This is a genomic window from Pollutibacter soli, from assembly GCA_029269725.1.
GTDB classification, from domain to species: domain Bacteria; phylum Bacteroidota; class Bacteroidia; order Chitinophagales; family Chitinophagaceae; genus Pollutibacter; species Pollutibacter soli.
The window spans coordinates 49129-74777 of record JARJHS010000012.1 but is presented as its reverse complement, the minus strand read 5'-3'; the positions used below and the strand labels follow the sequence as shown (position 1 = coordinate 74777).

General features: G+C 41.2%; 28 protein-coding genes. 7 read left to right on the top strand and 21 right to left on the bottom strand.

What is annotated here, in order from left to right:
• The 7 genes from P2W82_RS22440 to P2W82_RS22410 form a co-directional block, all read right to left on the bottom strand.
• Positions 1 to 324 carry an ArsR/SmtB family transcription factor gene (locus P2W82_RS22440; protein WP_336518195.1) on the bottom strand — a complete coding sequence of 108 codons (324 nt, stop codon included), beginning with the start codon at positions 322 to 324 and terminating at the stop codon, positions 1 to 3.
• Positions 325 to 426: 102 nt separating this feature from the next.
• Positions 427 to 909, bottom strand: coding sequence for a GNAT family N-acetyltransferase (locus P2W82_RS22435; protein WP_336518194.1), 483 nt, complete (start codon positions 907 to 909; stop codon positions 427 to 429).
• A gap of 30 nt (positions 910 to 939) precedes the next feature.
• A complete protein-coding gene (locus P2W82_RS22430; RefSeq protein ID WP_336518193.1) occupies positions 940 to 1737 on the bottom strand; it encodes a PhzF family phenazine biosynthesis protein in 798 nt (265 codons plus the stop codon).
• A gap of 42 nt (positions 1738 to 1779) precedes the next feature.
• Positions 1780 to 2841, bottom strand: a complete 1062-nt coding sequence (locus P2W82_RS22425) for a serine hydrolase domain-containing protein (RefSeq protein WP_336518192.1) — start codon at positions 2839 to 2841, stop codon at positions 1780 to 1782.
• A gap of 64 nt (positions 2842 to 2905) precedes the next feature.
• The gene (locus tag P2W82_RS22420; RefSeq protein ID WP_336518191.1) at positions 2906 to 3442 is read right to left on the bottom strand and encodes a GNAT family N-acetyltransferase; all 537 of its coding nucleotides are present in this window, start codon (positions 3440 to 3442) and stop codon (positions 2906 to 2908) included.
• Between the two features lie 250 nt (positions 3443 to 3692).
• Positions 3693 to 4127 carry a hypothetical protein gene (locus P2W82_RS22415; RefSeq protein WP_336518190.1) on the bottom strand — a complete coding sequence of 145 codons (435 nt, stop codon included), beginning with the start codon at positions 4125 to 4127 and terminating at the stop codon, positions 3693 to 3695.
• 117 nt (positions 4128 to 4244) lie between these two features.
• Positions 4245 to 4649 carry a putative quinol monooxygenase gene (locus P2W82_RS22410; protein WP_336518189.1) on the bottom strand — a complete coding sequence of 135 codons (405 nt, stop codon included), beginning with the start codon at positions 4647 to 4649 and terminating at the stop codon, positions 4245 to 4247.
• Between the two features lie 552 nt (positions 4650 to 5201).
• Here P2W82_RS22410 and P2W82_RS22405 point away from each other — a divergent pair.
• Positions 5202 to 5402 carry a quinol oxidase subunit 4 gene (locus P2W82_RS22405; protein ID WP_336518188.1) on the top strand — a complete coding sequence of 67 codons (201 nt, stop codon included), beginning with the start codon at positions 5202 to 5204 and terminating at the stop codon, positions 5400 to 5402.
• A 977-nt stretch (positions 5403 to 6379) separates the two neighbouring features.
• Here P2W82_RS22405 and P2W82_RS22400 read toward each other — a convergent pair.
• Positions 6380 to 7201, bottom strand: coding sequence for an alpha/beta fold hydrolase (locus P2W82_RS22400; protein ID WP_336518187.1), 822 nt, complete (start codon positions 7199 to 7201; stop codon positions 6380 to 6382).
• A gap of 629 nt (positions 7202 to 7830) precedes the next feature.
• Here P2W82_RS22400 and P2W82_RS22395 point away from each other — a divergent pair.
• The 5 genes from P2W82_RS22395 to P2W82_RS22375 all read left to right on the top strand — a co-directional run bounded on the left by P2W82_RS22395 (position 7831) and on the right by P2W82_RS22375 (position 12301).
• Complete coding sequence (locus P2W82_RS22395) at positions 7831 to 8784, top strand: NAD(P)-dependent alcohol dehydrogenase (RefSeq protein ID WP_336518186.1); 954 nt, start codon at positions 7831 to 7833, stop codon at positions 8782 to 8784.
• A gap of 140 nt (positions 8785 to 8924) precedes the next feature.
• Positions 8925 to 9239, top strand: a complete 315-nt coding sequence (locus tag P2W82_RS22390) for a hypothetical protein (RefSeq protein WP_336518185.1) — start codon at positions 8925 to 8927, stop codon at positions 9237 to 9239.
• A 44-nt stretch (positions 9240 to 9283) separates the two neighbouring features.
• Positions 9284 to 10360: an efflux RND transporter periplasmic adaptor subunit gene (locus tag P2W82_RS22385; protein ID WP_336518184.1), complete on the top strand. Its 1077-nt coding sequence runs from the start codon at positions 9284 to 9286 to the stop codon at positions 10358 to 10360.
• On the top strand, positions 10360 to 11619 hold the full coding sequence (locus P2W82_RS22380) for an ABC transporter permease (protein ID WP_336518183.1): 1260 nt from the start codon (positions 10360 to 10362) through the stop codon (positions 11617 to 11619). The genes P2W82_RS22385 and P2W82_RS22380 overlap by 1 nt, the downstream gene beginning before the upstream one ends.
• 1 nt (position 11620) lies before the next feature.
• Complete coding sequence (locus P2W82_RS22375; protein WP_336518182.1) at positions 11621 to 12301, top strand: ABC transporter ATP-binding protein; 681 nt, start codon at positions 11621 to 11623, stop codon at positions 12299 to 12301.
• Between the two features lie 295 nt (positions 12302 to 12596).
• On the opposite strand, the gene P2W82_RS22370 is transcribed toward P2W82_RS22375, so the two are convergent.
• The 13 genes from P2W82_RS22370 to P2W82_RS22310 form a co-directional block, all read right to left on the bottom strand.
• A complete protein-coding gene (locus P2W82_RS22370) occupies positions 12597 to 13019 on the bottom strand; it encodes an ester cyclase (RefSeq protein ID WP_336518181.1) in 423 nt (140 codons plus the stop codon).
• Positions 13020 to 13093: 74 nt separating this feature from the next.
• Entirely contained in the window at positions 13094 to 13660 is a 567-nt protein-coding gene (locus P2W82_RS22365; RefSeq protein WP_336518180.1) for a Crp/Fnr family transcriptional regulator, read from the bottom strand.
• A 77-nt stretch (positions 13661 to 13737) separates the two neighbouring features.
• A complete protein-coding gene (locus P2W82_RS22360) occupies positions 13738 to 13941 on the bottom strand; it encodes a hypothetical protein (protein WP_336518179.1) in 204 nt (67 codons plus the stop codon).
• 114 nt (positions 13942 to 14055) lie between these two features.
• Positions 14056 to 14694, bottom strand: a complete 639-nt coding sequence (locus tag P2W82_RS22355; protein ID WP_336518178.1) for a hypothetical protein — start codon at positions 14692 to 14694, stop codon at positions 14056 to 14058.
• A gap of 257 nt (positions 14695 to 14951) precedes the next feature.
• Positions 14952 to 15431, bottom strand: coding sequence for a VOC family protein (locus tag P2W82_RS22350; RefSeq protein WP_336518177.1), 480 nt, complete (start codon positions 15429 to 15431; stop codon positions 14952 to 14954).
• Positions 15432 to 15501: 70 nt separating this feature from the next.
• A complete protein-coding gene (locus P2W82_RS22345; protein ID WP_336518176.1) occupies positions 15502 to 15792 on the bottom strand; it encodes a hypothetical protein in 291 nt (96 codons plus the stop codon).
• A 220-nt stretch (positions 15793 to 16012) separates the two neighbouring features.
• The gene (locus P2W82_RS22340) at positions 16013 to 16465 is read right to left on the bottom strand and encodes an Hsp20/alpha crystallin family protein (protein WP_336518175.1); all 453 of its coding nucleotides are present in this window, start codon (positions 16463 to 16465) and stop codon (positions 16013 to 16015) included.
• A gap of 233 nt (positions 16466 to 16698) precedes the next feature.
• Positions 16699 to 17229, bottom strand: coding sequence for a hypothetical protein (locus P2W82_RS22335; protein ID WP_336518174.1), 531 nt, complete (start codon positions 17227 to 17229; stop codon positions 16699 to 16701).
• A gap of 7 nt (positions 17230 to 17236) precedes the next feature.
• Complete coding sequence (locus P2W82_RS22330) at positions 17237 to 17842, bottom strand: hypothetical protein (RefSeq protein WP_336518173.1); 606 nt, start codon at positions 17840 to 17842, stop codon at positions 17237 to 17239.
• 75 nt (positions 17843 to 17917) lie between these two features.
• The gene (locus P2W82_RS22325; protein ID WP_336518172.1) at positions 17918 to 19012 is read right to left on the bottom strand and encodes a DUF6544 family protein; all 1095 of its coding nucleotides are present in this window, start codon (positions 19010 to 19012) and stop codon (positions 17918 to 17920) included.
• A gap of 279 nt (positions 19013 to 19291) precedes the next feature.
• On the bottom strand, positions 19292 to 19915 hold the full coding sequence (locus P2W82_RS22320) for a DUF3267 domain-containing protein (protein WP_336518171.1): 624 nt from the start codon (positions 19913 to 19915) through the stop codon (positions 19292 to 19294).
• Positions 19916 to 20387: 472 nt separating this feature from the next.
• Positions 20388 to 21065 (bottom strand): DUF1349 domain-containing protein, encoded by a 678-nt coding sequence (locus tag P2W82_RS22315; RefSeq protein ID WP_336518170.1) that lies wholly within the window; start codon positions 21063 to 21065, stop codon positions 20388 to 20390.
• A gap of 1345 nt (positions 21066 to 22410) precedes the next feature.
• Positions 22411 to 24891, bottom strand: a complete 2481-nt coding sequence (locus P2W82_RS22310) for an ABC transporter permease (protein ID WP_336518169.1) — start codon at positions 24889 to 24891, stop codon at positions 22411 to 22413.
• Positions 24892 to 24960: 69 nt separating this feature from the next.
• Between P2W82_RS22310 and P2W82_RS22305 the strand changes: the two genes are divergently transcribed.
• Complete coding sequence (locus P2W82_RS22305) at positions 24961 to 25419, top strand: ASCH domain-containing protein (RefSeq protein ID WP_336518168.1); 459 nt, start codon at positions 24961 to 24963, stop codon at positions 25417 to 25419.
• Positions 25420 to 25649: the final 230 nt, after the last annotated feature.

Here is a 25649-nt window from a genome sequence, read left to right as displayed (position 1 = left end):
TTATTTTTTTGATTTATATTTTTTCATAACATCCTGCAGTTTGTTAAAACGATCATCCCAGAGTTTACGAAAGGGTTCGATAAAGTCAGATACTTCCTTCATTTTTTTTGCATTGATATAGTAGTAGATCTCCCTGCCCTTCTGCTCCTGCCCGAGTAATTCGCATTCGGTCAGTATCTGCAGGTGCTTTGACACTGTCGGCCTTGCTGTATCAAAATTGGATGCTATGGCTCCGGCCGTCATCGAATGCGTTGCCACCAAAAGAAGAATTGCCCTTCTTGACGGATCAGCGATCGCCTGGAAAACATCTCTTCTCCGATTCATTATGTAGCTATTTGACTACAAATATATGTGTAGCCATTTAACTACGCAAATTTTTTTTAATTTTCAGGCGCAGTCTATTATGTCCTGGCAGTTCTTACCTTATCACTGGTTGTAGAATACCTGGACCAATTTTCCATCACGGGAAAATTCATAGTAATCACCCCCGGTATACCTGGTGATTACTGTACGCCAGAAAAGTTGCGCAGGCAGATTGGTGTTCCATTGATAAACTTCCCAATTCCCTTTATGGAGATCAAAAGCCAGTTGTGCAACAATACTTCCCCATCCTTTTCGTCTGTGACTTCGCAGAATGAAAAACTCCGCGATGGAGAAATAGTTTTTTTCTTCGGAGATAATTTGCCTGACCAGTACGAAACCTACAATGGTATCGGCTGATTTTACCAGGTAAGGAAATCTTATTCCAGGTTGCTCCCAATAGCTGTCCAACGCAGGATAAGGAGCAAACTTTCCATCGGCCTTCAGATCTGTAGGTATGAACTCCGAAAAATCATAGATGTACAATTGCATGAGGTTTTCAAAAACAGGCTTTAAGTCCTCTTTTGCCAGCTCGAGACTTAGATTCACAAACAAATATTTTATTAAGAAGTAAACGCATCAGGCATTCATTTCACCTTCGAGAATGATGACTGCATCACCATAAATCAATACTTTATCATCACGATATTCAGTTGTCATATATCCTGTTCTCTCAGATGATTGAAAACAGTTTAATCTTGTTTTGCCCAGTTTTTCTGCCCAGTACTTTGTAAGAAATGTTTGCACGCCTCCGGTAACCGGATCTTCATTTGTTCCCGCCCATGGCCAGAAATACCTGTAATGAAAATCATATACATTGTCTGTGGAAACTGATGTGACCAACACACCATTGATACCAGTATAGGACGTAAGCAACGCCATGTAATCCGGCCGCAATGAGGCAAGTTTTTCTGCATTATCGATCTCAATAAGAATGATCTTATTTCTTTCACTAAGCCTGCTGTTCTCCATCTCCGTTATTCCTAGCGCATTCAACAATGTCCGGGGAACAGATATTTCTTCTGTGTCATACACAGGGAACTGCATCACAATTTTATCGTCTGCCTTCCCGATATGAAGCTCGGTATCCTCGCAATTAATAAAACGGATTTCCTGCCTATCGCTTTGATCAAACATAATTTTTGATGCCGCTAAAGTCGCATGACCGCACAAAGGAATTTCCTTTTTTGGAGTGAAAAATCTGATCCGGTATTTATCACCGTTTCCCTTGCTTACGAAGGCAGTCTCAGAAAAGCCAATCTCTATCGCAATATCCTGCATCGTTGAATCCGGAAGTTCATCCTCTAAAAAACAAACTGCGGCAGGATTGCCTTTAAATTTTTCCCGTGTAAAAGAATCGACAAAATAAATTTTCATATACGTGAGAGATCAGTTTGGTAACCGGGCATTTTAGGGAACCTATAAAAAATATGGATCAATCTTATTCAGAAAACGTTCGTCGTTCATACCAGTCCGGTTGAACATGATCACGCTTCCGCGCTGCAGGTCCGGGTACAGTCGGATTTCACAATAATAACCTCCGCCGCCACCGGCATGCGAAAAATACTGATGTCCTTTGATATTTCCGGTAAACCAGGACATACACATCCCCGATGGCTTACTATCACTTGTAAGGTTCTCTGAAAGCATTTTCTTTTTCCAATCTGTTGAAATCAACGGACAATTTGCATCAAGCAGTGATTGCAGATAAACTACAAATGCGCCTGCAGTACCAATCAATCCTCCATAGGAAGTCCCGTTGATATAATAAGTTTTGAAAGGCTTCCAGGCTCCTTCAGCCGGCGACATATATTTCGACTTATCGATAAAAAAACCCAGTACCAGATTTAAAAAGCTGTTTTTTTTGATATAGCCTTTGGCATGCTTTGAAATATCGGAGATAGTAAATCCAAGCGATTCAGTTTTCAAATTCAGCAAATCGAGAATATTTCTTTGTATGTATTCCTCATACCTTAGACCAGATATATTTTCGATGATCCGGCCCAATAAAAAATACCCGAGATTGGTGTAGACAAACTTTTGCCCGGGCAATGATTTCAATTTTTTATTTGTAGCCATTACCTCTTCAAAGAAACGGTCACGGCTGAAAGAAGCGTCGTCTTCAGCAAGATGTATCCAACGAAGTGGAACGGGATTGGGGATTCCTGCAGTATGTGTCAGTAAATTCCTGATTGTTATCTCAGCACCGTATGGAAATTCCGGTAAGTAGCTTTTTGCAGATTGATCGATATCCAGTCTCCCGTGTTCCTGCAATTGCAGGATAGCGAGCGCAGTAAATGTTTTTGTGACAGAAAAGGCGTTAAATGTAGTAGCGCCCGTAACTGCCATACCAGACTTAATATCCGCAGATCCGCCGCGAAAACTATAGATTAACTTCTCCTTGTTAAAGAAGTGATAAGTCACTCCGGGACTTTGATCTTTCCTGATTAAAGTCTGAAAAAAATCATCTGCTTTTTTCATATCACCCTATAGATTTGAAATCATGTCACTTCAAAGGCCATCTTTCAGCAATCAGTCAATATATTCAGCCCTTTGTATTTTCTTTCAGTTGAAGCTTCATCATAAGGTCAGTTTGCTCATCATTCCCCAACCTGAAAATATGCTTGTCGAATTCAACGAAATCATTTTTTTTATAAAACCGGATGGCCCGGTGATTCTCTTCCCACACACCCAACCAGATATAGTCAGCATTCTTATCGCGCCCCCGTTCCATTGCCTTATTGTACAGGAACTGCGCTATTCCTTTCCCGTGATACTCAGAAACAACGTATATTCTTTCTATTTCAAGTGCGTTTTCCATCTTCATTTCCGTCTGCGATTTGCCGTAATTCAGTTTAAGATAGCCAACCGGCACTCCATCAAGCCTGGCGAAATAGAACTCCGCATTTTCATCATTCAGTTCTTCCGTCAATTTTTTAAATGAAAAATTTTCATCGATATATTTTTTCATATTCTCACGGGTGTTGGCGGCTGAAAAGGTGTCGGAAAATGTTTTAATGCTGATATTTTGCAGTTCACCAATATCGCTCAATCTTACTTTTTCTATTTCAATCTCATTCATGTTCGTTGTTCGTTGTTCGTTGCTCGTTGTTAGTTGTTAGTTGTTAGTTGTTAGTTTAAAAAGATATAGCGCGAAATTATGAGTTATGTTCTGTATAGCGCTTTTGTTGATTGTTCCCAGGTTGGCAGCGGGCATGCAGATTCTCCGCTTCAGTTTGGGCTTTCTCCTCCTGCATATTCTTCAAGGATTGCGTATCCTGTATCCTGTTTTTAATAGAGACAAGGCATGCCTTTCCCCTGCTAAAAAGCCATTATCCCTCTGTCTCTATTCTCTGCTTCCGTCGGAATTTTGCATAAGATATAATCAATCCCGTAATAAAGGGGAGGTTCAATATAGTCAGGTATACAACTCCGAAATTGGAATCATGATACTTCATGTTATAAGAGATCGCCCGTATAATAAAAGCAATCATTAATGATACAGGAAGCAGAAACCAGCAGATCGTAGTAAGTATTTTATTTCGACCAATCGTCTTGAATCCCGTAAGCAGAATGGGCAGGCAAATAAAACTCATTGCTAAACAATAGATCAATGAAGCAATCAGCGATAAATGAATGATGGCTTCCGGCGTCAACCATTCGCTGATATAATTTCTGCTATCCAGCCAGGAATATACAAATGTCAGTGCAATGACTATCAATGAAGGAATGGCAAGAGAATTTCTGTAAGAATGAATTGCGCTCATATAAAATCGGCGAATAAACTTGAATTAGAAGTCCATGAACCTGCCATTAAGATCAAAATATCGGTCGCCATCCTTTTACATCGACTTTTCTCATACAATCCATCTTACATGCACAGGTTAATGATCACGCTTTTTTGCGACGCCAACTATATTAACATCGACCAGTTCCAATGACTTCACCATATCTTTCACAACATCCTTGTATTTTTTGAAATGAGGTGTCGTGATATGCAGGTTATATGCGCTGGTATCGGCATAAATTTCCAATATAGTAATGCTGGAAGGGTCTTTTTTATCCGACACGGCATAGTAAGTCAGTACACCCGGCTCAACTTTAATTGCCGTAGTCATTTGTTCCTTCAGTGCAGCGTTGTATTTATCAAGTTGTGCAGGATCAACTTTGATTTTTGCAAGTCTGACCATTTGCGTTTTTGATTGAGACATCACTGTTGCATTCATTGCTATAAGGAAAACAAAAAGTAAAATAACCAGGGACCACCTTTTATTGATTAATATTTTCATCTTTCAAAAGTGAGGATTTTTTGTTAATCGCTTGTTGCGGGGCAGGTAGAAAATTATCGCCGGCGACGGGTGGAACAGCCTACCGCAGTGATAACAGAAAAATTCAAGCGGCGGGCGGGGACGAAATTGAAGATTTTAGTCTTTCTGCTAAACTCATTCGACAGCAAATTCGTGAAATCTTCTTACCTGACAAACCCGACGTTGTCCTTGCTTTTGGAACATCCTCAGCAACAATAAAGTCATGCAATTTTTTATAAGCCGGTTTAATGGTATTTTCAATCGCCTTTGAGTAGTAGGGCCCGCCCTGGCACTAATATGATTTCTTTTGAATACTGTAACAAATAGCAACTCCTTGTATGTATTAGTTTCTGATACGCAAAAGGAAATTGGACAAAGATTTTTTTTACTAAAGATTATTGCACTCCACCCATTTTCAAATAGGATAAATAGGATCATTGGAAAAAGAAAATGTGCAAAAAAAAATCCGAGGATTCCGATACACTCATGCTGCTGTGTCAAATAAATTAGCGCGAACAACGTTTGAAATGAACTATGAAAACTTTTTTAAAGCAGCTGGTGGTTTTTAAAAGCTTATTAAAAACCTTTGTATTACCATTAATAATTATTGGTGTTTTATTTTCCTGCACGAAAAACTATCATACAAGTAAAAATGTTCCTCCCGGTCAGGCAAAAAAGGCAACGGGTGCTAAATCTGCAAAGCAGTATGCGCCAGGGCAAAGAAAGAAGCATTAGTAACAGAATCCTGTTATGAAATGTGCAACCGGGGACTCAGGTCTGATTGAATTATTCATTCTTTACATTACCTGATGAATAAAAGCTGTTTTGGAAGGATTGAAATCCTTTCGTGCTTCATTATTTCTATTCCGGATTTTCAAGCTTAAAAGAATGATCTGCGTTTAGCTAGCCTTTGTTGATAAGAACAATGTCTACTTATCAATTTTAACCAGAAAATCGTCAGTCGAACTCGCGGGTCAAAATATTGTTGAAGTATACGTTGATACTTCGTTGAAATCCCGAGCTGGTCAATTGCTTCCAACTGCTCATCGATTGTTCTCTTTAATGCAACTGCAGCATTGTACAATTCAATTTCCTGATCCGATAAAATATTAAGGGAAATATCCATACCCAGGTTCTAATAAGATTAACGCTTACATGAACGGCTGAGTGCGGTCGGGTTTCCGTATTAATGGTGTCCGGCCGGCCGGTTAACATTTTACCGGATTTTATTCTGAAGTTGAAAAGCCGCGATTCTATTGATGACCAGAATTATGTCGATCAGGATTTATTAGCCGGCCCTTTTTTGGGCTCAGCCCAATGTTATTCGCGACACGTTACTATTTAAAGTTCCATTCAAAATGTCATTTCCTGAATTGGTTATATACATTGTTCGACTACCTGGAGAAAAGAACATTCTTGTCAGCAATCCTGGTAATTGACTGTATAACTTCGGTGTAATTCATAGTTCATGTCATAAATCGGGATCGTATCGCTTGTGATACCTTCGATTATTCCACTCCAGCACGATCGCATTGGCTCATGACTGTATTTAAAATGTACCTGAATAGATTCGGCAAATTTTTTCACCGTTTAAGGTAATTGGAGATGGCGGGACATTCAAAATGTATGCACATTTCGAAATGCTATGGATTAACGACTGGAGAGAATACAATTTTCGCCCCGCCATCGCCAATACGATTCTTATGCCAGGATTATGAATTTATAAATTCCAATATATCCTTGTTAATAGTAGCATGCTCTGTCGTGGGCATTCCATGCGGGAACCCGGGATAAGTAATTAGTTTCCCTTTTTTCAGAAGCTTCGCTGCCTTAATTGCAGAATTTGCAATGGGCACGATCTGGTCATCGTCGCCATGAAGTAATAAAACCGGGATGTCTGCGGCTTTCAAATCTTCGCTCAGGTCCGTTTCGGAAAAAGCTTTGATGCCATCATAGTGTGCAACAATTCCTCCCATCATTCCCTGGCGCCACCAGTTTCGCTGTACACCATCCTTCACCGTTGCTCCTTCCCTGTTGTAGCCATAAAAAGGAAATGTCAGATCATAATAAAACTGACTTCTGTTATTTAACGTCTGCTCCCTGATACCATCAAAAACAGCTATTGGCACACCATCCGGGTTGCCTGCACTTTGTACCATCACTGGTGGTATGGCACTTATTAAAACTGCTTTCTTTGCCCTGCCATTGGCATATTTGCTGACATAGCGAATCACCTCGCCACCACCTGTAGAATGGCCGATGTGAACAACGTCTTTCAGGTTTAAAAAGGAAACCAGTTCTGCTGCATCGGAGGCATACTGATCAATGGTATGGTTGTAAATATTCTGACTTGACCGCCCATGCCCTCTCCTATCGTGGGCGACTACCCGAAAGCCTTTCTGCAAAAAGAAAATCACCTGGGCATCCCAATCATCCGAAGACAATGGCCAACCGTGATGAAACATTAATACTGGTCCTTCTCCCTGATCTTTGTAATAAATTTCTGTTCCGTCTTTTAATTGTAAAGTACTCATGATTATTAAATTGAATTAACAAAGATTTGAATGACTTGCATCGTTTGTTATTACTGGCGTCTGTCCTATCCGGGTAGTTAGCGGTTGAACCTGGCAGCAGGCAGGTAAAGGTAGGGTGTAGAGCCTATATTTCAATTATGCGGATCTGGGTCCGATGTAGCTCATCTGGCGCTGCAGGTCATCTGCTTCAGCGTGGACCAGAATTTCGGAAGTAAGGCCTGCCGGTTATGCCAAATTTTTACCATCGTCAGCTGTGCGGTATCTGACCTTAAAGATTGTTTCAAATGGCTTTTGACCCTCCATTTTTTACACGTCAATGGTGTATATGTCTACCTGCAAAAACTGAAAATAAAAAGGTGGTCTTATTTTACTTTTGATGCAGCTTCTCTTTTGTCTTTATCTGACATGTTGCTGACTGTTTGCTACTGATTCCCCAGCCTATCTTCACATTATCAACTTTATAAAAATGGTGATGAAAACAGTAGCTTATATTATTCCGCGGACTGTTGCATTTAAACGCCGGGGCAATTGTAAAGAATACCGAGTAAACAAGGTTGATTGCACCCAGGTGTAGTTAAATCAATTTTAATTCTTCAATTATAAATTTTCAATTTTCAAATACAAAAAAAATGAAAGCAGCAGTTTATACCAGGTATGGCTCACCGGAAGTTCTCCGGATTAAGCAAGTAACCAAGCCGGTGCCAAAGGACAATGAAATTCTTTTACGGATTAAAGCCAGTGCCGTTAATTCAGGTGATGTACGTTTGCGAAAAGCCGACCCATTTGCCGTGAGGTTTATTTTTGGTTTGCTAAAGCCGAAGGTTAACATTCTTGGAAGTGTTTTTTCAGGTGAAGTGGAAAGTGCAGGTAAAGGTGTCAGGCAATTCAAAGCAGGTGATTCAGTGTTTGGTCATACCGATATGCGTTTTGGAGCATATGCGGAATATATTTGTCTGCCTGAAGACGGATCAGTGACTTTTAAACCTGCTAATATTTCGCACAATGAAGCAGCAGCTATTCCTTTTGGCGGAGTTACAGCATTGCATTTTATAAAAAAGGCAATGATAACGCCCAATCAAAAAGTTCTCATCGTAGGTGCTTCCGGTGCTGTGGGTAGTGCGGCGGTTCAACTGGCAAAATCGTATGGAGCAATTGTAACGGCGGTGTGCAGCACTTCAAATATTGATTTAGTAAAATCCATTGGCGCTGATAAAGTGATTGATTATACAAAAGAATATTTTAATGAAACCGGAGAAAAGTATGATGTAATATTTGACACAGTGAATACCATATCTGTTTCACGTTCATTAAAATCACTTGCAAAAAATGGCAAAATGATTTTAAGCGCCGCAGGAATGCTGGAAATGATGCAGGGTTTATGGATTTCCATCACCGGCAGGTGGAAAGTGATCACAGGTGTAATCAGTCATGCAGCAGCCGACATTGTTTTTCTAAAGAATCTTATTGAAGCCGGTAAATTCAAAGCAGTAATTGACAGAACCTACCCGGTAGAGCAGATTGCAGAAGCACATGGGTATGCTGAAAAGGGGCACAAAAAAGGAAACATTGTTATTACCATGTAAATATTAAATTGCGATGGGTGATAAGGTGAGAACTGGTGGGGGTGTTAGTTCTTAGTTGTTAGTTCTTAGTTCTTAGTTCTTAGTTCTTAGTTGTTAGTTGTTAGTTGTTAGTTGAGCTGCTGCGTTTTGCAGAAAAAAAAATGAAGTGGAAGAAGTGTAAAAGGAAACGGAAGTCAACCATGTGCAAGGGGCGCGCGTTTAACGGTATGACTTTTAAATCCGCCCAGACGCTGACACCACCATTCCTCTTAATTCAATATCGAATCGGATCCCTTATAAAGAGAAAATACTACCCGCCCTCCGGTGAGATTGCATTCGGGGTTATATTCAGGGGAGAGGAAGGCGAAAGTATTGGCATGGGAAACCCGGAAGAATATGCGAGGAAAGGCCTGACGCTCTTTAACCTACTTATACAATATTCCGGAGTTATTGATCTTGCTCATCGTTCCTGCTGACCAATATCATATCCGATCAGATACTGAACATTTAATTTGAATTAATGAAATGGTTTTTTTCAGCAGCCATGCTGGTTCTTTGCGCCTGCAACCGGAAAAGTAAAGAACTGATCCGGCCGGTTGTTCAAAACATTACAGAATCAGCTTATGCTTCCGGCATTGTTAAGAGTAGAAATCAATATGAAGTGTTTTCCAAGGTTAACGGCCTTATTGAAAAAACATCAGTGACGGAAGGCGACACCGTACATGCCGGAGACATCATTATGACCCTGGCAGATGAAGTTTCGAAACTGAGCTCCGAAAATGCAAGAATCGCTGCCAGCTATTCTTCGACCTCCGCCAATGCCGACAGGTTAAGCCAATTGAAAATAAATATCGCCGTTGCGCTTGCAAAAAAGCAAAACGATTCTGCTTTACTCTCTCGCCAGCAAAATTTATGGAAAGAAGGAATAGGCTCACGTAACGAACTCGAACAAAGAGAGCTTGCATGGAAGAATTCTTCAGAAGCTTACGAGGCTGCGCTGCTGCAATACAATAACCTGAAAAAAGAAATTGATTTTGCGGCACAGCAGTCGGTAAAAAATCTGCAGATTTCAAATGCATTAAGTAATGATTATACCATCAAGTCCCGGCAGAACGGCAAAGTGTATAAGATATTAAAAGAACCAGGTGAAATGGTAAACCCGCAAACACCACTGGCCATCATTGGCGACGTCAACGAATTCGTGATCAAATTGCAGGTGGATGAATACGACATCGGTAATATTAAGCCTGGGCAGAAGGTGTTCCTGAGCATGGATAGCTACCGGGGGCAGGTATTTGAAGCGGCAGTATCCGGTATTCAGCCAATAATGAATGACCGCTCCAGGTCATTTGAGGTGGAAGCAATCTTTACTTCCAGGCCGGCAACGCTCTTTCCCAATTTAACCGTTGAAGCCAACATCCTTATTACCACAAAAGAAAATGCAATGACAATTCCCCGTGCTTACCTGATGGATGGTGATTACGTACTACTCAAAAACGGAGAGAAAAGAAAAGTAGTCACGGGGTTGAAAGATTACCAGCGCGTGGAAATAGTCAATGGCTTAAGCAAGGATGACGAAATACAAAAGCCACTCTGATGAAGTATAAGTTGAATACAGAGATTGCGATATCCCTCCTGCTGGCGAGGTGGAGGCAAACGTTAATAGCAGCGATTGGCGTTACATTCAGCATTACTATGTTCATTGCGCTGCTGGGATTTATGACGGGTTTAAACACATTGCTCGACGGACTGATTCTAAACCGGACTCCTCACATCCGCCTATACAATGAAATAGAACAGAATCCTTTTCAACCCATCGCCAATGCCCGGGGGTATGACAAAGCTTATCACTTTATTTCGTCAGTAAAAGCCGCCAATATCCGCGAAGAAATTTATAACAGCGAAGCCATTATCAAAACTATTGTTGAAGACAAAAGGGTGCGGGGCACTTCACCAAAACTTCATTCACCCGCATTTTTCAACCAGGGCAATGTGCGTATTGCCGGTGTTATTGATGGTATCAATCCACAGGTAGAAAATAAATTGTTCAACTTCTACGAATACGTTAGTGGCGGGTCAGGCAGCGACTTAAACATCATTCCGAATAGTATTATTCTTGGCAGGCCACTGGCCGAACAGCTACTGGTGGATATCGGCGACATTGTTTATGTCACTACTACGGCAGCTGAGATATTTCCACTGAAACTGATTGGTTTTTATCAATCCGGTATAAGAGATCTTGATAAAGTTCAGGCATACACTTCTATCGCAACCGCACAAAAAATATCGGGCAGGCCAGCCAATTATGTTACTGACATACAAGTGAAACTACATGATATCAATGATGCACCTGCTGTGGCAAAGGAGTATAAACGTTTGTTTGGTTTACAGGCCATTGACATACAAACTGCAAACAGTGAGTTTGAAACCGGCAGTTCCATAAGAACATTGATATCTTTTGTCGTGGGAATCACTTTACTCATTGTAGCCGGGTTTGGCATTTATAACATTTTAAATATGCTGATTTATGAAAAAATGGATTCTATTGCTATTCTGAAAGCCACGGGATTTTCGGGCACGGATGTAAAGAGAATATTTTTAATGATTGCTTTGAGCATCGGCATTTTTGGCGGCACAATCGGGTTGATCTTTGGTTACCTGTTGTCGCTTATCATCGATACCATACCATTTAATTTCCCATCACTTCCGTCCATTACCACCTACCCTGTCAATTATAATCCCATGTATTATCTTATCGGCATTTTGTTTTCGCTGGTCACTACCTATATGTCGGGATTATTCCCTGCCGTAAAAGCCAGCAAAGTGGATCCTGTGATCATTATAAGAGGCAAATAATATGAGCGACATCGTTCTTGAAGCCAGGCATATCAGTAAAACATTCCATGAACAACTAAATGTTCCGGTATTGAATGATATCAGTTTTACCGTTAACAGAGGCGAGTTTGTTGCATTGATGGGCAAATCGGGCTGCGGTAAATCCACATTGTTATATGTCCTGTCCACCATGGATACAGATTATGAAGGAACCCTGCTGGTGGAAGGAGAAGTGATGACCGGCAAACCGGGTTCAAGGCTTGCTGAAGTGCGAAATGAAAAGGTAGGTTTTGTATTTCAGTTTCATTACCTGCTGAACGAATTCAGTGTTTTAAAGAATGTTATGCTGCCCGGGCTGAAATTAAACCGACATACGAATAAAGAAATTGAAACTGATGCATTGAAATGGCTGAATGTGCTCGGTATAGAAAACCTGAGTAACAAAAAACCGAACCTCCTTTCAGGAGGAGAAAAACAGCGAGTAGCCATCGCAAGAGCTTTGATCAATAATCCTTTGATCATTATGGGAGACGAGCCCACAGGCAACCTCGATAAAAAAAACAGTAAGCTTGTCTTTGACATCTTTAAAGATTTATCGGTTAAGTTTCATCAAACCTTGTTCATAGTCACCCACGACCCCGAATTTGCAGCCCGAACCAGCAGAATGATAGAAATGGAAGATGGAAAGATCATTCGTCAATGAGTAACCTCATTTCCATCAACAGGCACTGAAGCATTCAACCTTCGATACAGCCTCCTCAATTCCTACAACATACTTTAAGTAATACGATCAGGGAGCAGGACTCGCTGCAGAATGGCGGAAATCATGCGCAGGCTATAGCCGCTGCTGATTAAAAACCGAAACTCGAAATGGCCACAACAAAAAGACAAATAAAATGAAGCCGACAAGACCTGCTGACAGCGATCTAATAATACTGAGGGTCCTTCTCATAATATTTCCTGGCTTTGAAACCTTATCAAATTTACTCCGGTGATTTTTATGCGGTAACTGCACAACCGTGAGATGCTTTTTTCAGCATATTCGCTATGTTTTCCCCATCAATTAAGGCCCAGTGTTCAATAATTCTTTCATCCTTGATTTTAAAATGCCTGTACCCTGAGGTGCTTAATTCGATTCCTGTGGGTTCAATGCCACGCCAATTGCCGATGTGCCTTAATTTCATTTTTATCCTCAACATTACCTGGTCACGTTCAGACACATGGTCTTCGATCGTCGTTGTGTGCTCAAAGGAAATACCTGTTGCAGTAATCCATTTTATCAGTCCTTCTTTGTCCGGAGATAGAATGGGTGACAAGGAATGATCTTTAAACGCCGGATGTAATAAGTTATCGAGTAATTGAAACGACTTTTTATTCCAGATCTGTTCGATGAAGGTTTGTACTAAAACTGAATTTTTCATTTGTGTTGTTTTTTAAATTGTACACAAAGTTGGAAATCCGGAACATCACAAACCTGCGTCAAAAATCACAAAATTCACTTTTTTTTAGCCCGAAAACGACTTAATGTCTCACGACTGATTCCCAGATAGGATGCTGTTTGAGTCAGTGAAACTCTTTGCAGAAAGTCAGGGTGCTGGGAAACTAATGCATTAAATCTTTCCATAGGGGTTAGCAGTTTGAAACTGCCGGAATGTTCTTCCTGTTTCGCCACAATCAGTTCTAATACCATTCTCCCAAATGTTTCAATTTGATGGGACTGTTTGTAAGCATCTAATAATTTAAACTTGTCAATGACAACCGCCCTGGTTTTTTCGTGCGCCTTAATAATGTATTCTGACCTTGTTGATGCTCTCAGGCTCTTGATATTTGTCGTAAACTCATTTTCAAAATAAAAAGCAGTATTGATTTCTTTCCCATCCTGGTTGTAAAATGATCTGCAAACTCCTGAACTGACAAAATATATTGAGTTGCAGATTTCCCCTTCCTTCAATAAAATTTCGTTTTTTTTAAATAGCCTTTCAGTCAGACAATAAGATAAAACCTCCCAGCCTTGTTCCGATAAATCTGTTAACGATTCGATATATCTTTTTAAATTATTCACCTGAATTTATGAGTCCTGGATATCAGATTTGATTTTACAAAATTTCTGTTGTGCGTTTTGCATTTAATTGTAAATAATCATTGGTATGACCTCACAACCAATAAGTCGGACGAATAAGCTTTGAGCCCTGCCAAGTTCGCTAAACTACCGAAATCAGAAAGATATTCTGCTGCTATTATTTTATCTTCATGATTGCCTTTTACAGCAATTGTTTTCAATATTTGAACAGCCTTGTCTATACGCTTATCAAAATGCCTATCAACTAAAATTACATTTTCCAAATCAGGAATTCCTATTTTTATCTTAAACCATTCTGTTCTATAAAAGCCAGATAGAACAGCGAGCGATTAATTACGGGATTAAATTCGTCAGCCCGCGTTGCAGCAAGCCGAATGTTAATGGTCAGCTGCCAATTCCTTTTGTACCACCGGTTTCATTGGTTTAAAGTCTTCATACCTGGTAAAATACTCAAGACCTAAAACCAGCAGCATCGAGCAAATAATATATACTTTCTGCAGGATTACTGCCGGACCCAGCATACCAAAACCATAGAGGAAAAAGAAACAGTAATAAGTCAATAAGCAGACAATACAACAGAATTTAAGTAAAAGGAGTTTTGTCTTCAGGATAAATACGGTAATTACAAATAAGCCTGTCAATGTTAAGACGATTGAAATTGTTCCCAGGTCATGCAAGGGTGTTGCAATTAAGAAAATAAATATGATGTTTGCAGCGCCGATAATTTTTAAAATGCCGGCCCATCGTACTGAAGGAATTTTTTTCGACATATGGATAAAAAAAATTCCATAACCAACCGAGTGAAATGCCATTCCAATAAGAGCCCAGATCCAGCCACGGTTTTCTGAACCGTTGATCGCCTGCATGGAAAACAGGTTGCTCAGGAAATTTTCAGACCAGGCAAAACCTGAAGAGTTTTTGTCGACTATTGAGCCGCCGGGATAGTTGAATGTTGCTATTATCAGTAATACCGCTGAAGCCAACAGGCATATCAATACGGCGTATTTCTTAATCATCTGTTTGATATTCTGATCCTGAATTATTAACGTCGTTTAGGTAAAATAATTTGAAATTGCCGCTGATCAATACATCGTTTATGGAATATTGGAATCTTAGTTAACCGGGGATGCTGTCTGTTGAGCAAATCCTGGTCAATATTGAAGTACAAAATAATTTTGATGCAGTGGCTGTATGGATGTAAATGTCGAAGCGTGAAAACAGTTGCATTTTGGTTGACCTCGTTGAACGTTCAACGCTCAACGCCCTCACTCAATCATGAAGACTTCATCAGTCCTTTATTATTTTCATTTGGCTCAATCAGGTCCCACAAATTGCCATATAAGTCTTCGAAAACAGCGACATTTCCGTATTCAAAAGTGGCTGGCGTGCTCACAAAATTTATCTGCCTGCCCATCATTTTATGATAATCTCTCCAAAAATCATCCGTAAAGAGAAAAAATCCAACCCGCCCTCCGGTTTGATTTCCAATACTGCCGGTCTGTCTTTCGTTAGCAGCTTTTGCAAGTACCAGGCAACATTCTTTCGCCCCTTTGGGTGCAACCATTACCCACCTTTTATCCTCGCTTAGTTTAGTATCTTCCAGTACCTCGAAGTCGAGTTTTTGGGTATAGAACTCAATAGCTTCATCATAGTCTTTAACCACTAAAGCAATATGTGCAATTCGTTGATACATTTTCCTGCAGCGGCCCGGTGAGCCGTGTGCAATGATACTGATTGGAATTTGAAATAGCAAAGACCGACATTCTTTTATACTGCAGAAAGTCGCTGGACCGCATTTCGAAAAATGATTACCTCATTGCTGACTAGTTGCCTTCAAGATTTTCTGAAATGAATAATTCCTTTGTAATGATGCGGCAATTTTCAGCCAATTGATCCAGGGTACAGGCAATAAAATCAAGATTTACAGGCAGCCCTTTTTCCGTCTCCATAAATTCAAAATACAGAACATTTTTTTCACTGACATTGGGTGAGCCTTTAAGCTGCCTGAAAATATTCAAAGCAAGATCACGATGGTTTCCTATGAAAAATTTTGCAAAGGTTTCAAGACCTTTATGCGTCTTTAATGTTATCGTGATATAAAATTGCGTCTCCATAATATAATAACATCTGTGAGATTGAAATTATTAATGCTGGCATCGATCAAAAAAGCTTCTGCTGCATTACGCTATACTAATTTCGTATATTAAACCACTACCTGCTGTATTTTTTGTAACCGAGGCGCAATTACCTGGCATTTTTCAGATGACTTCAATTTTTTTCAAAAACAAAAGTTGCCTTTCATCAAGGCAACTTTTGAGGCGAAGAAGCATTTAATTAAGAAATCTGAATCAGCCTTGGCGGCTTTTGTTTGGCTTCTTCTTTTTTAGGGATGAGCAGGAGCAATAATCCATTTTCATACTTTGCTTCAATCTTATCAATATCTACCACCTCTTTTTGCAAGGTGAATGTTCTCTGGAAAGATTGGTAACTGAATTCCCTGCGGGCATAACGCTCACCTTCCTTGTCCTCTTGCTGATGGGTTTTTTCGGAACTGATGGTCAGCGTATTTCCGTCCAGTTCCACCTTGAAATCTTTTTTTGTCATGCCGGGTGCTGCCACTTCCACTTCATAATTCTCAGCAGTTTCTTTGATATTAACCGCCGGAATCGTGGTGTTGGTGTCGGAGAAATTGGAGGTTCCCCAATTGAAATAATCCCGATTAAAGAAATCATCAAAGAGCATTGGCAATGGACTCACCAGGGTTCCATTTCTTTTTACCAGTGTCATAATTACCTTCTTTTTAATGGTTAATAAATTGATTTTAAAATCCGGAAATCAACCCCTGTGCCATTGGAATTTGTTGCCTGAAAAAATGAAAATTTGTCGGAGTGGCAGGAAAAAAATGTCAGCAAAAAAAGTCAAATTTTCGGTCTTCGTTTTGGGAGAATTATTGCCGAAGAGCATTTATCATTACCCGTTTCGGACGATAGCGATCTGGTACACCATTACCGGGTGATTGCTCAATCCTTGGGCGTTTTATTCGTCTTCTCTTTCATTAAGCTGTTGCTGAATACTGCTCCACCTATCAAAACAGCAATAAAAAAGATCACCGCCGGGAATACATACCAAAACAAAAACGTTCCGGCATACTGAAGCGTAATCCTTTCCTTCAAAAGTATATAAAGTACAAGGTAAAGCAACAACAAAAGAACCAACGAAACAATGCTGCTTATTAATATTGATTTGCTGAGATGTACATCCGGATTGAGCCACAACAATACTCTTCTCAATATTACTCCTGCCACCGCACCAGCCATTGATGAAACCATCGCCATAAGGAAAGAAAACACGCCCACCGAGTAAGCAACCGAAAAACCACTGGCCCATAAGATTTTGCTGCGTTCCGGGGATGGCATAATGCTGCAGATACTTACAGAAGTACGGATGATTGTATACAACATCACTGCAAACGAATAGGCAAATACACCTGCCACCGCAATCAAAGCGCCGTTGTATGCTGCTGTTTTGTTTGAAATAACTGTGTTCTTCATCCCGTTTTTATTTTGCTTCCGCCCTCTGTTTAATCCCCATCATCATTCCCGATTCCATAATGAAGTGCAGTGGCTCAAACAAACCGTAGTAGTAAGCCCTCATCAAAACACTTTGTTTTACTTCCATAGACGGATAGCGGACAATTAATCTTGTATGATCAGTATCCAGGGAATCAAGATAGAATGTCCATCCGCCTAACGCATAGTATTCATTTCGTTTTACAAACGATATCATTTCATAACCCTCTCCTTCTCCATAATAAATAGTATCACCGGGAACCGGGTTCTGCCACTGCGGTACGATGGAATCTGCATTGTGCATGCTGGCGGCAAATAAATTTTCCAGCCAGTAATAACTGTTAAAGCCGCCACGGTTCTGCCCGGTTTGTGCGATCCATGGCCATATTTTTTCTGCAGAGGAATGAATAGCAATGGCTCGCGTGGTAACAATTCTGTCGGGGGAAATAAATTCGTCGGCCGGGAATTTCATCTGTTGTTCTGCAGCGGTGGCACCCCAGCTCATATGCACAGGGCGGATGAATATCCAATACACCAATGCAATGATTGCATAAAAAATAAGAGAGTATTTAATAAATTTCCTTATCCTTCTCATTATTTAATTATCTGCTTACGCCTGTCTGCTGAAAGGGTTAATCATAACAGAATGGTATCACCAGCTTTCCTGGTTTCAATTCTTAAATTCGTTTCCGTTGTACTCAATATCTTTCAGTAAAAATTTCCCATATACAAACTCCCCTTCAGGGTAATGCCATACCGCATCTCCTTTATACAACAGGTTATGGTTTTCAAATTTTTTATACTCATGCACCAGGGTGGAAAATGGTATCCATAGTTTTTCGTTTACATCATACCGGTCATCGGAAGTAAAATTGATCAACTGTCCCTTCTCATTGAAATACAGGATTGCGGTGATGCTGATATTTCCGTTGGTGAAAATGGCTTTTGATTTTGTATCATCAATGGCTTCCCATCTGATGCGTTTATCAATCAAAGTTGCAGGAGCCATCAGGCACATATCATTAAAAAAGGTTACTGTTTCTGTTTTATTCATTTCCTCTCCATCCATTTTTACAATTCCAAACAAACCAAATAATCGTATATCCATCACTGCCTTTTGTTGTAAGTAGTGATGATACCCGGGTACGGTAACACCAAACATTTTTCCTTTTATAAAAAACAACCTTGCGGGTTCATCTAAGAAATTGTATTGAACAGAACGGAACTTAAACCAATCCTTTCCCCTGCTCCGCATTTGTCCTTCAAACACGATCCTTACGTTTTTTACTTTTGGTTTATTTACCACCCCGGTATAATGTAAATATCTTTGCACCGGCGCTGGCAATGGCTGCAAATCCGCTTCGGTAAGTAAACTGGCTGGTAAACTGTTGTTGGAAAGAAATTGCTGTTGAACATCTGCCCGGAAAGTGTTTTCAAACCGTACTGCTGTAAATGAAAAGAAAGCTGCTGCTAAAATCAGCACGTTGGGGATAGTTCCAAACCTGGCATCTTTCCAGCTCATTATAATTACCACCTCCGAGATCACAACAGCAACTGCAGCCACCATCCCCCAGTTGTCTTTTTTCATAAAAAACAACATGGCGGTGATGACAAACAGAAAGCCCGTAAGCAGCCACAATGCACCAATGGTTCTGGAAACAGGGATCATCAGCTGGTTGATCTCTCCATAGTTAAACGCTTTGGCAAAACCCATAAAGTGAATGAGGCCATGAATGAATATAACAGCTGCAAAAATGAACTTCATAATCATGTATCAGTTAGTCGCAACCAAGGTTGCAGATCGCGCCAACCGAAGAGGCTCCAGGTAATGTTCCAGATACCTTCTGTAACCGATTTGCTGTCAGATTATCTTTACCTGCAATCATGAACCCACCAGCGGATGGCGATACTTACAAACATATCCTGTTCATTGAGCGATGCAGATGATATGTGTCAGAAATAATTATGATACTGGTCAATAGCTGGCTTTACATTGAACTAGTTGTGGCTGGCATTTAGCTGACATTCGAATCTGCTCCATAATTTACCTCGCTTTCCCGTAAAAAAACGACAAACCCCTTTCCTTCTCGTCGTAGGTAACTACATCCTTGTCTTTGTGAAAAGAAAAAAAACTCAATAAACCGAAATCTCCGGAGCACATCGCTGTATGCATCAGCAAAACTCCTGTAACAGTAATTTTCCATGGGGCGTTTACGAATAAACAGATTAAAATCAGCAGAGTCGTAATGAATGCAAACGGTGCCAGGGCAACAATGGTAAATTCCCTGCGGTCAGCTACAAACCTATCCGCAATCGCCATCACATAGAATTTTTTCAGGTTGACATCATAGGAAGTATTTTTTGCCCCCAGCGCTTTGTAGGCCAATACGTGAATGTATTCATGCAGCGGAAGTAAGGCCAATGCTAACGCTATACCATAGGCGAGATGAGCAAACCGGGTACCGAAATCATAATCCGGTATGTGGACATCTTTAAGTAACATATAACCTGCTACGGCAAAGAGAAGGAAGTTAGCAGCATAATAGAAAACAGAATAGGCCGTCCGTTTTTTCAAATATTTCTGAATGAATGGAACGAGTTCTTTGTGATTCAACGTTTCCAGTTCTTCGTATCCATGAGCAGTTAATTCTTCGGTCCCTATTTTCATACATTATAGGTGAGTGGGGATTTAATTTTTGGCTATATCCGGAAGGAACAAACCAAAGGCTTTTTTGTTTAAAGCGGGCCTCCTGGATAAGATCCAACATTAATTTTCGCTCCATCGGAGCGTCCTGAAACCTGCATAAGTAGAAGTCTCAAAAATCCATTTTTGTACATCATGCCTCCTTTGAAAATTATTTGCTCGTTTCATTTTACAGGACGCTCCTACGGAGCGACAAATCAGATGCTACAAACATTGTTTTCTACAAACAGGATGCTCCTACCGAGTAAAAGGCAGCAACCAGATCAGATGACAGGGCGGATCGAACACGGGATGTTTACTTCGCAAGTGCAATGGTTTTTATCGATTCTGCTTAGAACACCAGTTGTCAGGGCCTGCTGACCAAGAATATTCAACAATAATTTTTCGCTCCATCGGAGCGCCCTGTTTGTAGCAAACGCCAATCAATTTGAAAAGATTACTCGCCTGTGTAAGGATCTTTTATTTTTCTGGACTCATACACAATATCAGAAAACGTCACACGGCAGCTATTGCCTGTCGGCGATTGAGCTAAGAACCCGACTTTCAACGGTTTTGTATTGTTGAACTGGAAATGCCTGGTTAAAAACCACTTTTTATTGTCCAGGGAATAATAAAGAGTAATTACGTTATCGGCTTTCGCCAGTTTGTAATATACTTTATCGCTTTTGATTTCAGCAGAATTACAATCATCCGAAATATCCCTGGTGACTACACTCACCACTCTCCTTGCGCCGGTATAATCTTTTTCAAAGCAGAATTTAATCCAGTTTACACTGTCTTCGACGAGTACAATCGCTCCGCCATCCCATTTGTTTGCGAAAGAATGCTGTATCGAGACTTTCAGGATAAAATCATTGTCCGGTGGAAACAGCAGCTTAGGCGCGTTGTCTGTATTATAGGTGACATTGGGATCACGAAACATATCCGTTTTCGCTCCTGCGACAATAATTAAGGATCCGTTTTTAATTGAATAGCTCTCCGGAATGTTATTCCAAACCAGTGGGTATGGAATTGATTCGATCATTAGTGAGTTGTTTTCCTGGGTAAAGCAGGGACTGATACTTAACACTAATAACTTCAATGTAAGGATCGAAGCAAATATTATTCTTTTCATTTTTAACCATTAATGTTATTTCCCCGATTTACTATTCCAAACTTATCATTTTAATTCTTTGGAAAACCATTTCCGACAGAAGTTGCTTTGTATCTGGATTTTCTTGATGCAGTTGGGGTAATTGTTTATCATTTCTCATTCCCCGCCGTTGCTCGGCTAGTCGGGCATGCGCTCTTGACTTCCCTTCTGCGTCTTTTAATATCAACAGCGATGATATTGCTCAGCAGTAGACAGGAAGCCGGAAATGTCGGAAAGGATACGGGAAAAATATACACACAGAAAGAAGTAACACCCGGAAAAAAGGTGCAGGTGCCATGATAATTTAATACATCTTTTAGAAAAACCCGAACGATGATTTATCGTTCTCTGGAAGTTACAATGTCTCTCGTGGTTTCGTTCATGTCGTTGTCGTAAACAACAACCTGCAGACAACCTTTTGCAATAGGCCGACTAAAATTCTTTGAACCACATAGGACATGGAGACACATAAGATTTCCTATGTGCCTATGTTTTTCTATGTTCACTATGTGGTTCAACACCCGGAGGCCGTAGGCCGACTAAACTTCTTTGAACCACATAGGACATGGAGTCACATAAGATTTCCTATATGCCTATGTTTTCTATGTTCACTATGTGGTTCAACATCCGAAGGCCGTAGGCCAACTAAAATTCTTTGAACCACATAGGACATGGAGACACATAAGATTACCTATGTGCCTATGTTTTCTATGTTCACTATGTGGTTCAACACCCGAAGGCCGCAGGCCAACTAACATTCTTTGAACCACATAGAACATGGAGACACATAAGATTTCCTATGTGCCTATGTTTTTCTATGTTCACTATGTGGTTCAACACCCGGAGGCCAACTAACATTCTTTGAACCACATAGGACATGGAGACACATAAGATTTCCTATGTGCCTATGTTTTCTATGTTCATTATGTGGTTCAATACCCGTAGGCCGTAGGCCGACTAACATTCTTTGAACCACATAGGACATGGAGGCACATAAGATTTCCTATGTGCCTATGTTTTTCTATGTTCACTATGTGGTTCAACACCCGGAGGCCGCAGGCCGACTAACATTCTTTGAACCACATAGGACATGGAGACACATAAGATTTCTTATGTGCCTATGTTTTTCTATGTTCACTATGTGGTTCAACACCCGAAGGCCGTAGGCCGACTCAAATTCTTTGAACCACATTGTTCATGGAGACACATAAGATTTCCTATGTGCCTATGTTTTTCTATGTTCACTATGTGGTTCAACACCCGGAGGCCGCAGGCCAACTTAGAATCTACGTTGTTCAAAAAAAAAGTGAAGACCTGGTTGCGACAATCACTCCGCCCTGAGATTCTCCACCGGATTTGTATTCGCCGCCTTCCAGGTTTGCGAGAAGATGGTGGTTAGTCCGAGGATCAACACGACCGCGAGGCTGAGGATGATTTCAAAGACTCCGATCGGCGCATGGTAATACTGTCCCTCCTGCAGCATCAGTTCCATCAGCACATACACACAGGGAATCGCGATAAGGCCCGCGATGGCCAGCAGCGTTATAAAGTCCCTCGATAGCATGAACACCAGTTGTCCGGAAGAGGCGCCCATCACCTTCCGGATGCTCACTTCCTTGATCCGGTTTTTAATGGTGAACACGACTGTGCCCAATAATCCCAGGCAGGCTATGGTGATGGCCAATACTCCAAGGAATCCCCACATCTTCATAGTGCTGTTGTAAAACGAATAGGCATCGCGTATCTGGTCGGCGAGAAATTCACCTTTAAATGGATTGCGGTTCCCGACAGCTTTCCACACGGCGCCCATGTCCAGGAAAGCTTGGGGCTTGTTGGTGGTTTGCAGGTGAAAATTCGCATAGCTGAATTTCTCCGGTGCATATTCGAAGAAGAAGTTTCCAATAGGCGCTTGCAGGCTTGCGTAGTGAAAATCTTTCACCATACCCGCTACCCGCACTTCTCTTTTACCTTGCCTGCCGGCAGGCAGGTCGGGCACAATGATCACCTGATTGATAGCTCCTGAAGCATTCTCCGGACTCAGCTTTTTTGCAAATGTTTCATTGACGATGATCAATCGCTGGTTTTCATTAGCATCGTTGCTGAAATTTCTTCCCAGCACAAGTTTCAGACCCATGTTGGTGATAAAATTTTCATCGATCGATATCGCGTTTGCTTTTATGGAATCTGCACTGGCCAGACGTTTCACATAGAACCCTGGCACCTTTCCGACGCCCGGCGCGTGCGACGACATCGAGATTTGCGAAACGAAGGAAAGTTTTTGAAATTCATTTTTAACCAGCTGCGGATTGGCCTGTTGCAGATCAACGTTGAATATGTTCTGCTGGTCGAATCCCAGGTCATAATTTCTCGAGTACCGATGCTGTTGTACCGTAACCGCCACCGCAAAAACAAAACCAAGTGATAGCATGAATTGCAGGGTGATCACCAGCTTTCGTAAGGAAAACCGGCCGCTCCTTTTTGTGTGCAGCTCCTTCCCTTTCAGTGCAAGGATGGCACCCAGCTTTGAAAAATGGAGTGCAGGAACAATGCCCGACACCAGGCCAACAAGTATCGCGAAGACGATGAAACCAACAAAGGTTCCCGGGCCGGGACTCAGATCGACATCAGTTTCGGCGACAAGCGAGATGGTTTTACTGCGAATGATCTGAAAGAAACAATACGACAGTATTACGGCCACCAGCATGATGATCGTACTTTCCAACACAAACTGTGTAAAGATCTGTCGCTTCTGTGCGCCCATCACCTTACGAACACCAACCTCTTTCATACGCTTCAGCGACTGGGATATGGCGAGGCTGACGTAGTTGCTGCAGGCCGCTAATAGTATAATCATCGGCAGAACTCCCATGAGCAATATTTCCTGGTAACTCCATTCGTTGCCCATGTCATTGTCCAGCTCGGGCCCGGGAACGATTTTGTCGAACCGTTGCAATTCGAACGATGCTTTATACTCCGGTTTCGTATATTTTTCTTTTGCCACCCGGTTGAGAAAAACTTCGATGGCAGCGGGACGTGCGTTGTCAGCGAGCTGCAGGTATACGTATGAGTTGTGAAAATTACTCCAGTTCTTTTCATCGTTGGTAAAAGACGCACCAAGATGAGAAGTGAGTGTAGCGAATGAGACCAAAACCTCCGCCTTCAGGTGCGTGTTCTTCGGCATGTCTTTCAGGATACCGGTGATCATCACATCACCATAGGGCTTGATGGCTACGATTTCGCCCATCGGGTCCCTGTCACCAAAGATCCGGGCCGCTGCGGCCTCGGTAATCACCATCGTATTGGGCCGCGCCAGCGAAGTGGCCGGGTTGCCACGCAGCAGTGGGAAGTTAAACATGGAGAGATACGCTGCATCCGCAAAATATCCTTTTACCTGGAAATCAAATTCCGCATAACGAACAGTTTTGGGAAGGGATTGATTTATCCGAACCACTTTTTCAACTCCGCTGAAATTGCCTTTCAGCAACTCAGCAGTACTGACTGGCGTTGATGCAAACGACGGATTCTCATCCCGGTCGCGTACATGGGTAATGATCCGAAAAATCTGCTTTTTATTGGGATGGAAGTTGTCAAACTGGTATACGAATACCACCATGGCCACCCACAGCAGGTTGAGCGACATGCCCAGTGCCAGGCCAAAGACATTCAGGGTTGTGAAAAATTTGTTTTTCGAAAGGTTGCGGGTGGCGGTTTTGAGGTAGTTTTTGAGGATGGCGGGGTGAGGGAGTGTTCTGAAGAGATCCTGGATGTGGCGGGTCAGATTTGTGGAAGGAGTTAGTTTTTTGGCCATGCCCTTTTTCCATATGACTATTAAACTATTTGGAAGGTTACAGGCGATAAGGATCTTTCAGCTCCAGGAATGGCAATTGTAGTATTTCTCTTAATGGCAGAAAAGCAAAGAATATACAAGGCTTTAATTATGAACGATTATCCAGGCGCACCATATGCGGATTGGATAAAGAACGGAGAAAAAACGATAGAGACCAGGTTCAGAACTTTTAAATATCGTGGTGATATAGTTATCTGCTGCGGTAAAACAAACTCCGTTGGGAAAAATGCCGGCAAAGCCTTATGCATTGTTGAATTATGGAAAATAAGACCCATGAAAAAAGGAGATGAAGAAGCTGCGGGAGTAAAATTTAACCCGAAACTCAATTGTTTCTTACTCAAAAACTGGAGACATTTTAGCCGTGACTTTGATTTCTCACCACAACGAATTTCCGGAGCATGGCAAAGTCTTTTTGATATATCTATACCTAACGATGTTGAGATTATTTCAAAACCCAACATAAGAGCCTTTCCAGAAAAAGAGCAGTGACCTGCGATATCATAAATATCATATCCCATTATATGTAAAGACAGGTCATTTACAAGACACCACACTTAGCGCTCGCAGCGCTGCCAAGTAGGAGAAGTCATATTCAATCGACCCGGCATTTCATCTGAGTAATGAAAAATTGTCGATCTCATATTCACAAGCCAAGCCCCTTTCCTGTTGTCTGTATTATAGCTCAAAGACAAGCAGATAATTTTATCAGCCCATACTTC

Bases quoted from the DNA above. Each gene is read 5' to 3' on its own strand.
- P2W82_RS22335 (WP_336518174.1), bottom strand. From the start codon at position 17,229: ATGAAGAACACAGTTATTTCAAACAAAACAGCAGCATACAACGGCGCT.
- P2W82_RS22385 (WP_336518184.1), top strand. From the start codon at position 9,284: ATGAAATGGTTTTTTTCAGCAGCCATGCTGGTTCTTTGCGCCTGCAAC.
- P2W82_RS22310 (WP_336518169.1), bottom strand. From the start codon at position 24,891: ATGGCCAAAAAACTAACTCCTTCCACAAATCTGACCCGCCACATCCAG.
- P2W82_RS22375 (WP_336518182.1), top strand. From the start codon at position 11,621: ATGAGCGACATCGTTCTTGAAGCCAGGCATATCAGTAAAACATTCCAT.
- P2W82_RS22415 (WP_336518190.1), bottom strand. From the start codon at position 4,127: ATGAGCGCAATTCATTCTTACAGAAATTCTCTTGCCATTCCTTCATTG.
- P2W82_RS22425 (WP_336518192.1), bottom strand. From the start codon at position 2,841: ATGAAAAAAGCAGATGATTTTTTTCAGACTTTAATCAGGAAAGATCAA.
- P2W82_RS22430 (WP_336518193.1), bottom strand. From the start codon at position 1,737: ATGAAAATTTATTTTGTCGATTCTTTTACACGGGAAAAATTTAAAGGC.
- P2W82_RS22370 (WP_336518181.1), bottom strand. From the start codon at position 13,019: ATGAAAAATTCAGTTTTAGTACAAACCTTCATCGAACAGATCTGGAAT.
- P2W82_RS22410 (WP_336518189.1), bottom strand. From the start codon at position 4,649: ATGAAAATATTAATCAATAAAAGGTGGTCCCTGGTTATTTTACTTTTT.
- P2W82_RS22400 (WP_336518187.1), bottom strand. From the start codon at position 7,201: ATGAGTACTTTACAATTAAAAGACGGAACAGAAATTTATTACAAAGAT.
- P2W82_RS22355 (WP_336518178.1), bottom strand. From the start codon at position 14,694: ATGATTAAGAAATACGCCGTATTGATATGCCTGTTGGCTTCAGCGGTA.
- P2W82_RS22390 (WP_336518185.1), top strand. From the start codon at position 8,925: ATGAAGTGGAAGAAGTGTAAAAGGAAACGGAAGTCAACCATGTGCAAG.
- P2W82_RS22305 (WP_336518168.1), top strand. From the start codon at position 24,961: ATGGCAATTGTAGTATTTCTCTTAATGGCAGAAAAGCAAAGAATATAC.
- P2W82_RS22330 (WP_336518173.1), bottom strand. From the start codon at position 17,842: ATGAGAAGGATAAGGAAATTTATTAAATACTCTCTTATTTTTTATGCA.
- P2W82_RS22325 (WP_336518172.1), bottom strand. From the start codon at position 19,012: ATGAAGTTCATTTTTGCAGCTGTTATATTCATTCATGGCCTCATTCAC.
- P2W82_RS22345 (WP_336518176.1), bottom strand. From the start codon at position 15,792: ATGGAGACGCAATTTTATATCACGATAACATTAAAGACGCATAAAGGT.
- P2W82_RS22440 (WP_336518195.1), bottom strand. From the start codon at position 324: ATGAATCGGAGAAGAGATGTTTTCCAGGCGATCGCTGATCCGTCAAGA.
- P2W82_RS22405 (WP_336518188.1), top strand. From the start codon at position 5,202: ATGAAAACTTTTTTAAAGCAGCTGGTGGTTTTTAAAAGCTTATTAAAA.
- P2W82_RS22420 (WP_336518191.1), bottom strand. From the start codon at position 3,442: ATGAATGAGATTGAAATAGAAAAAGTAAGATTGAGCGATATTGGTGAA.
- P2W82_RS22380 (WP_336518183.1), top strand. From the start codon at position 10,360: ATGAAGTATAAGTTGAATACAGAGATTGCGATATCCCTCCTGCTGGCG.
- P2W82_RS22315 (WP_336518170.1), bottom strand. From the start codon at position 21,065: ATGAAAAGAATAATATTTGCTTCGATCCTTACATTGAAGTTATTAGTG.
- P2W82_RS22320 (WP_336518171.1), bottom strand. From the start codon at position 19,915: ATGAAAATAGGGACCGAAGAATTAACTGCTCATGGATACGAAGAACTG.
- P2W82_RS22340 (WP_336518175.1), bottom strand. From the start codon at position 16,465: ATGACACTGGTAAAAAGAAATGGAACCCTGGTGAGTCCATTGCCAATG.
- P2W82_RS22395 (WP_336518186.1), top strand. From the start codon at position 7,831: ATGAAAGCAGCAGTTTATACCAGGTATGGCTCACCGGAAGTTCTCCGG.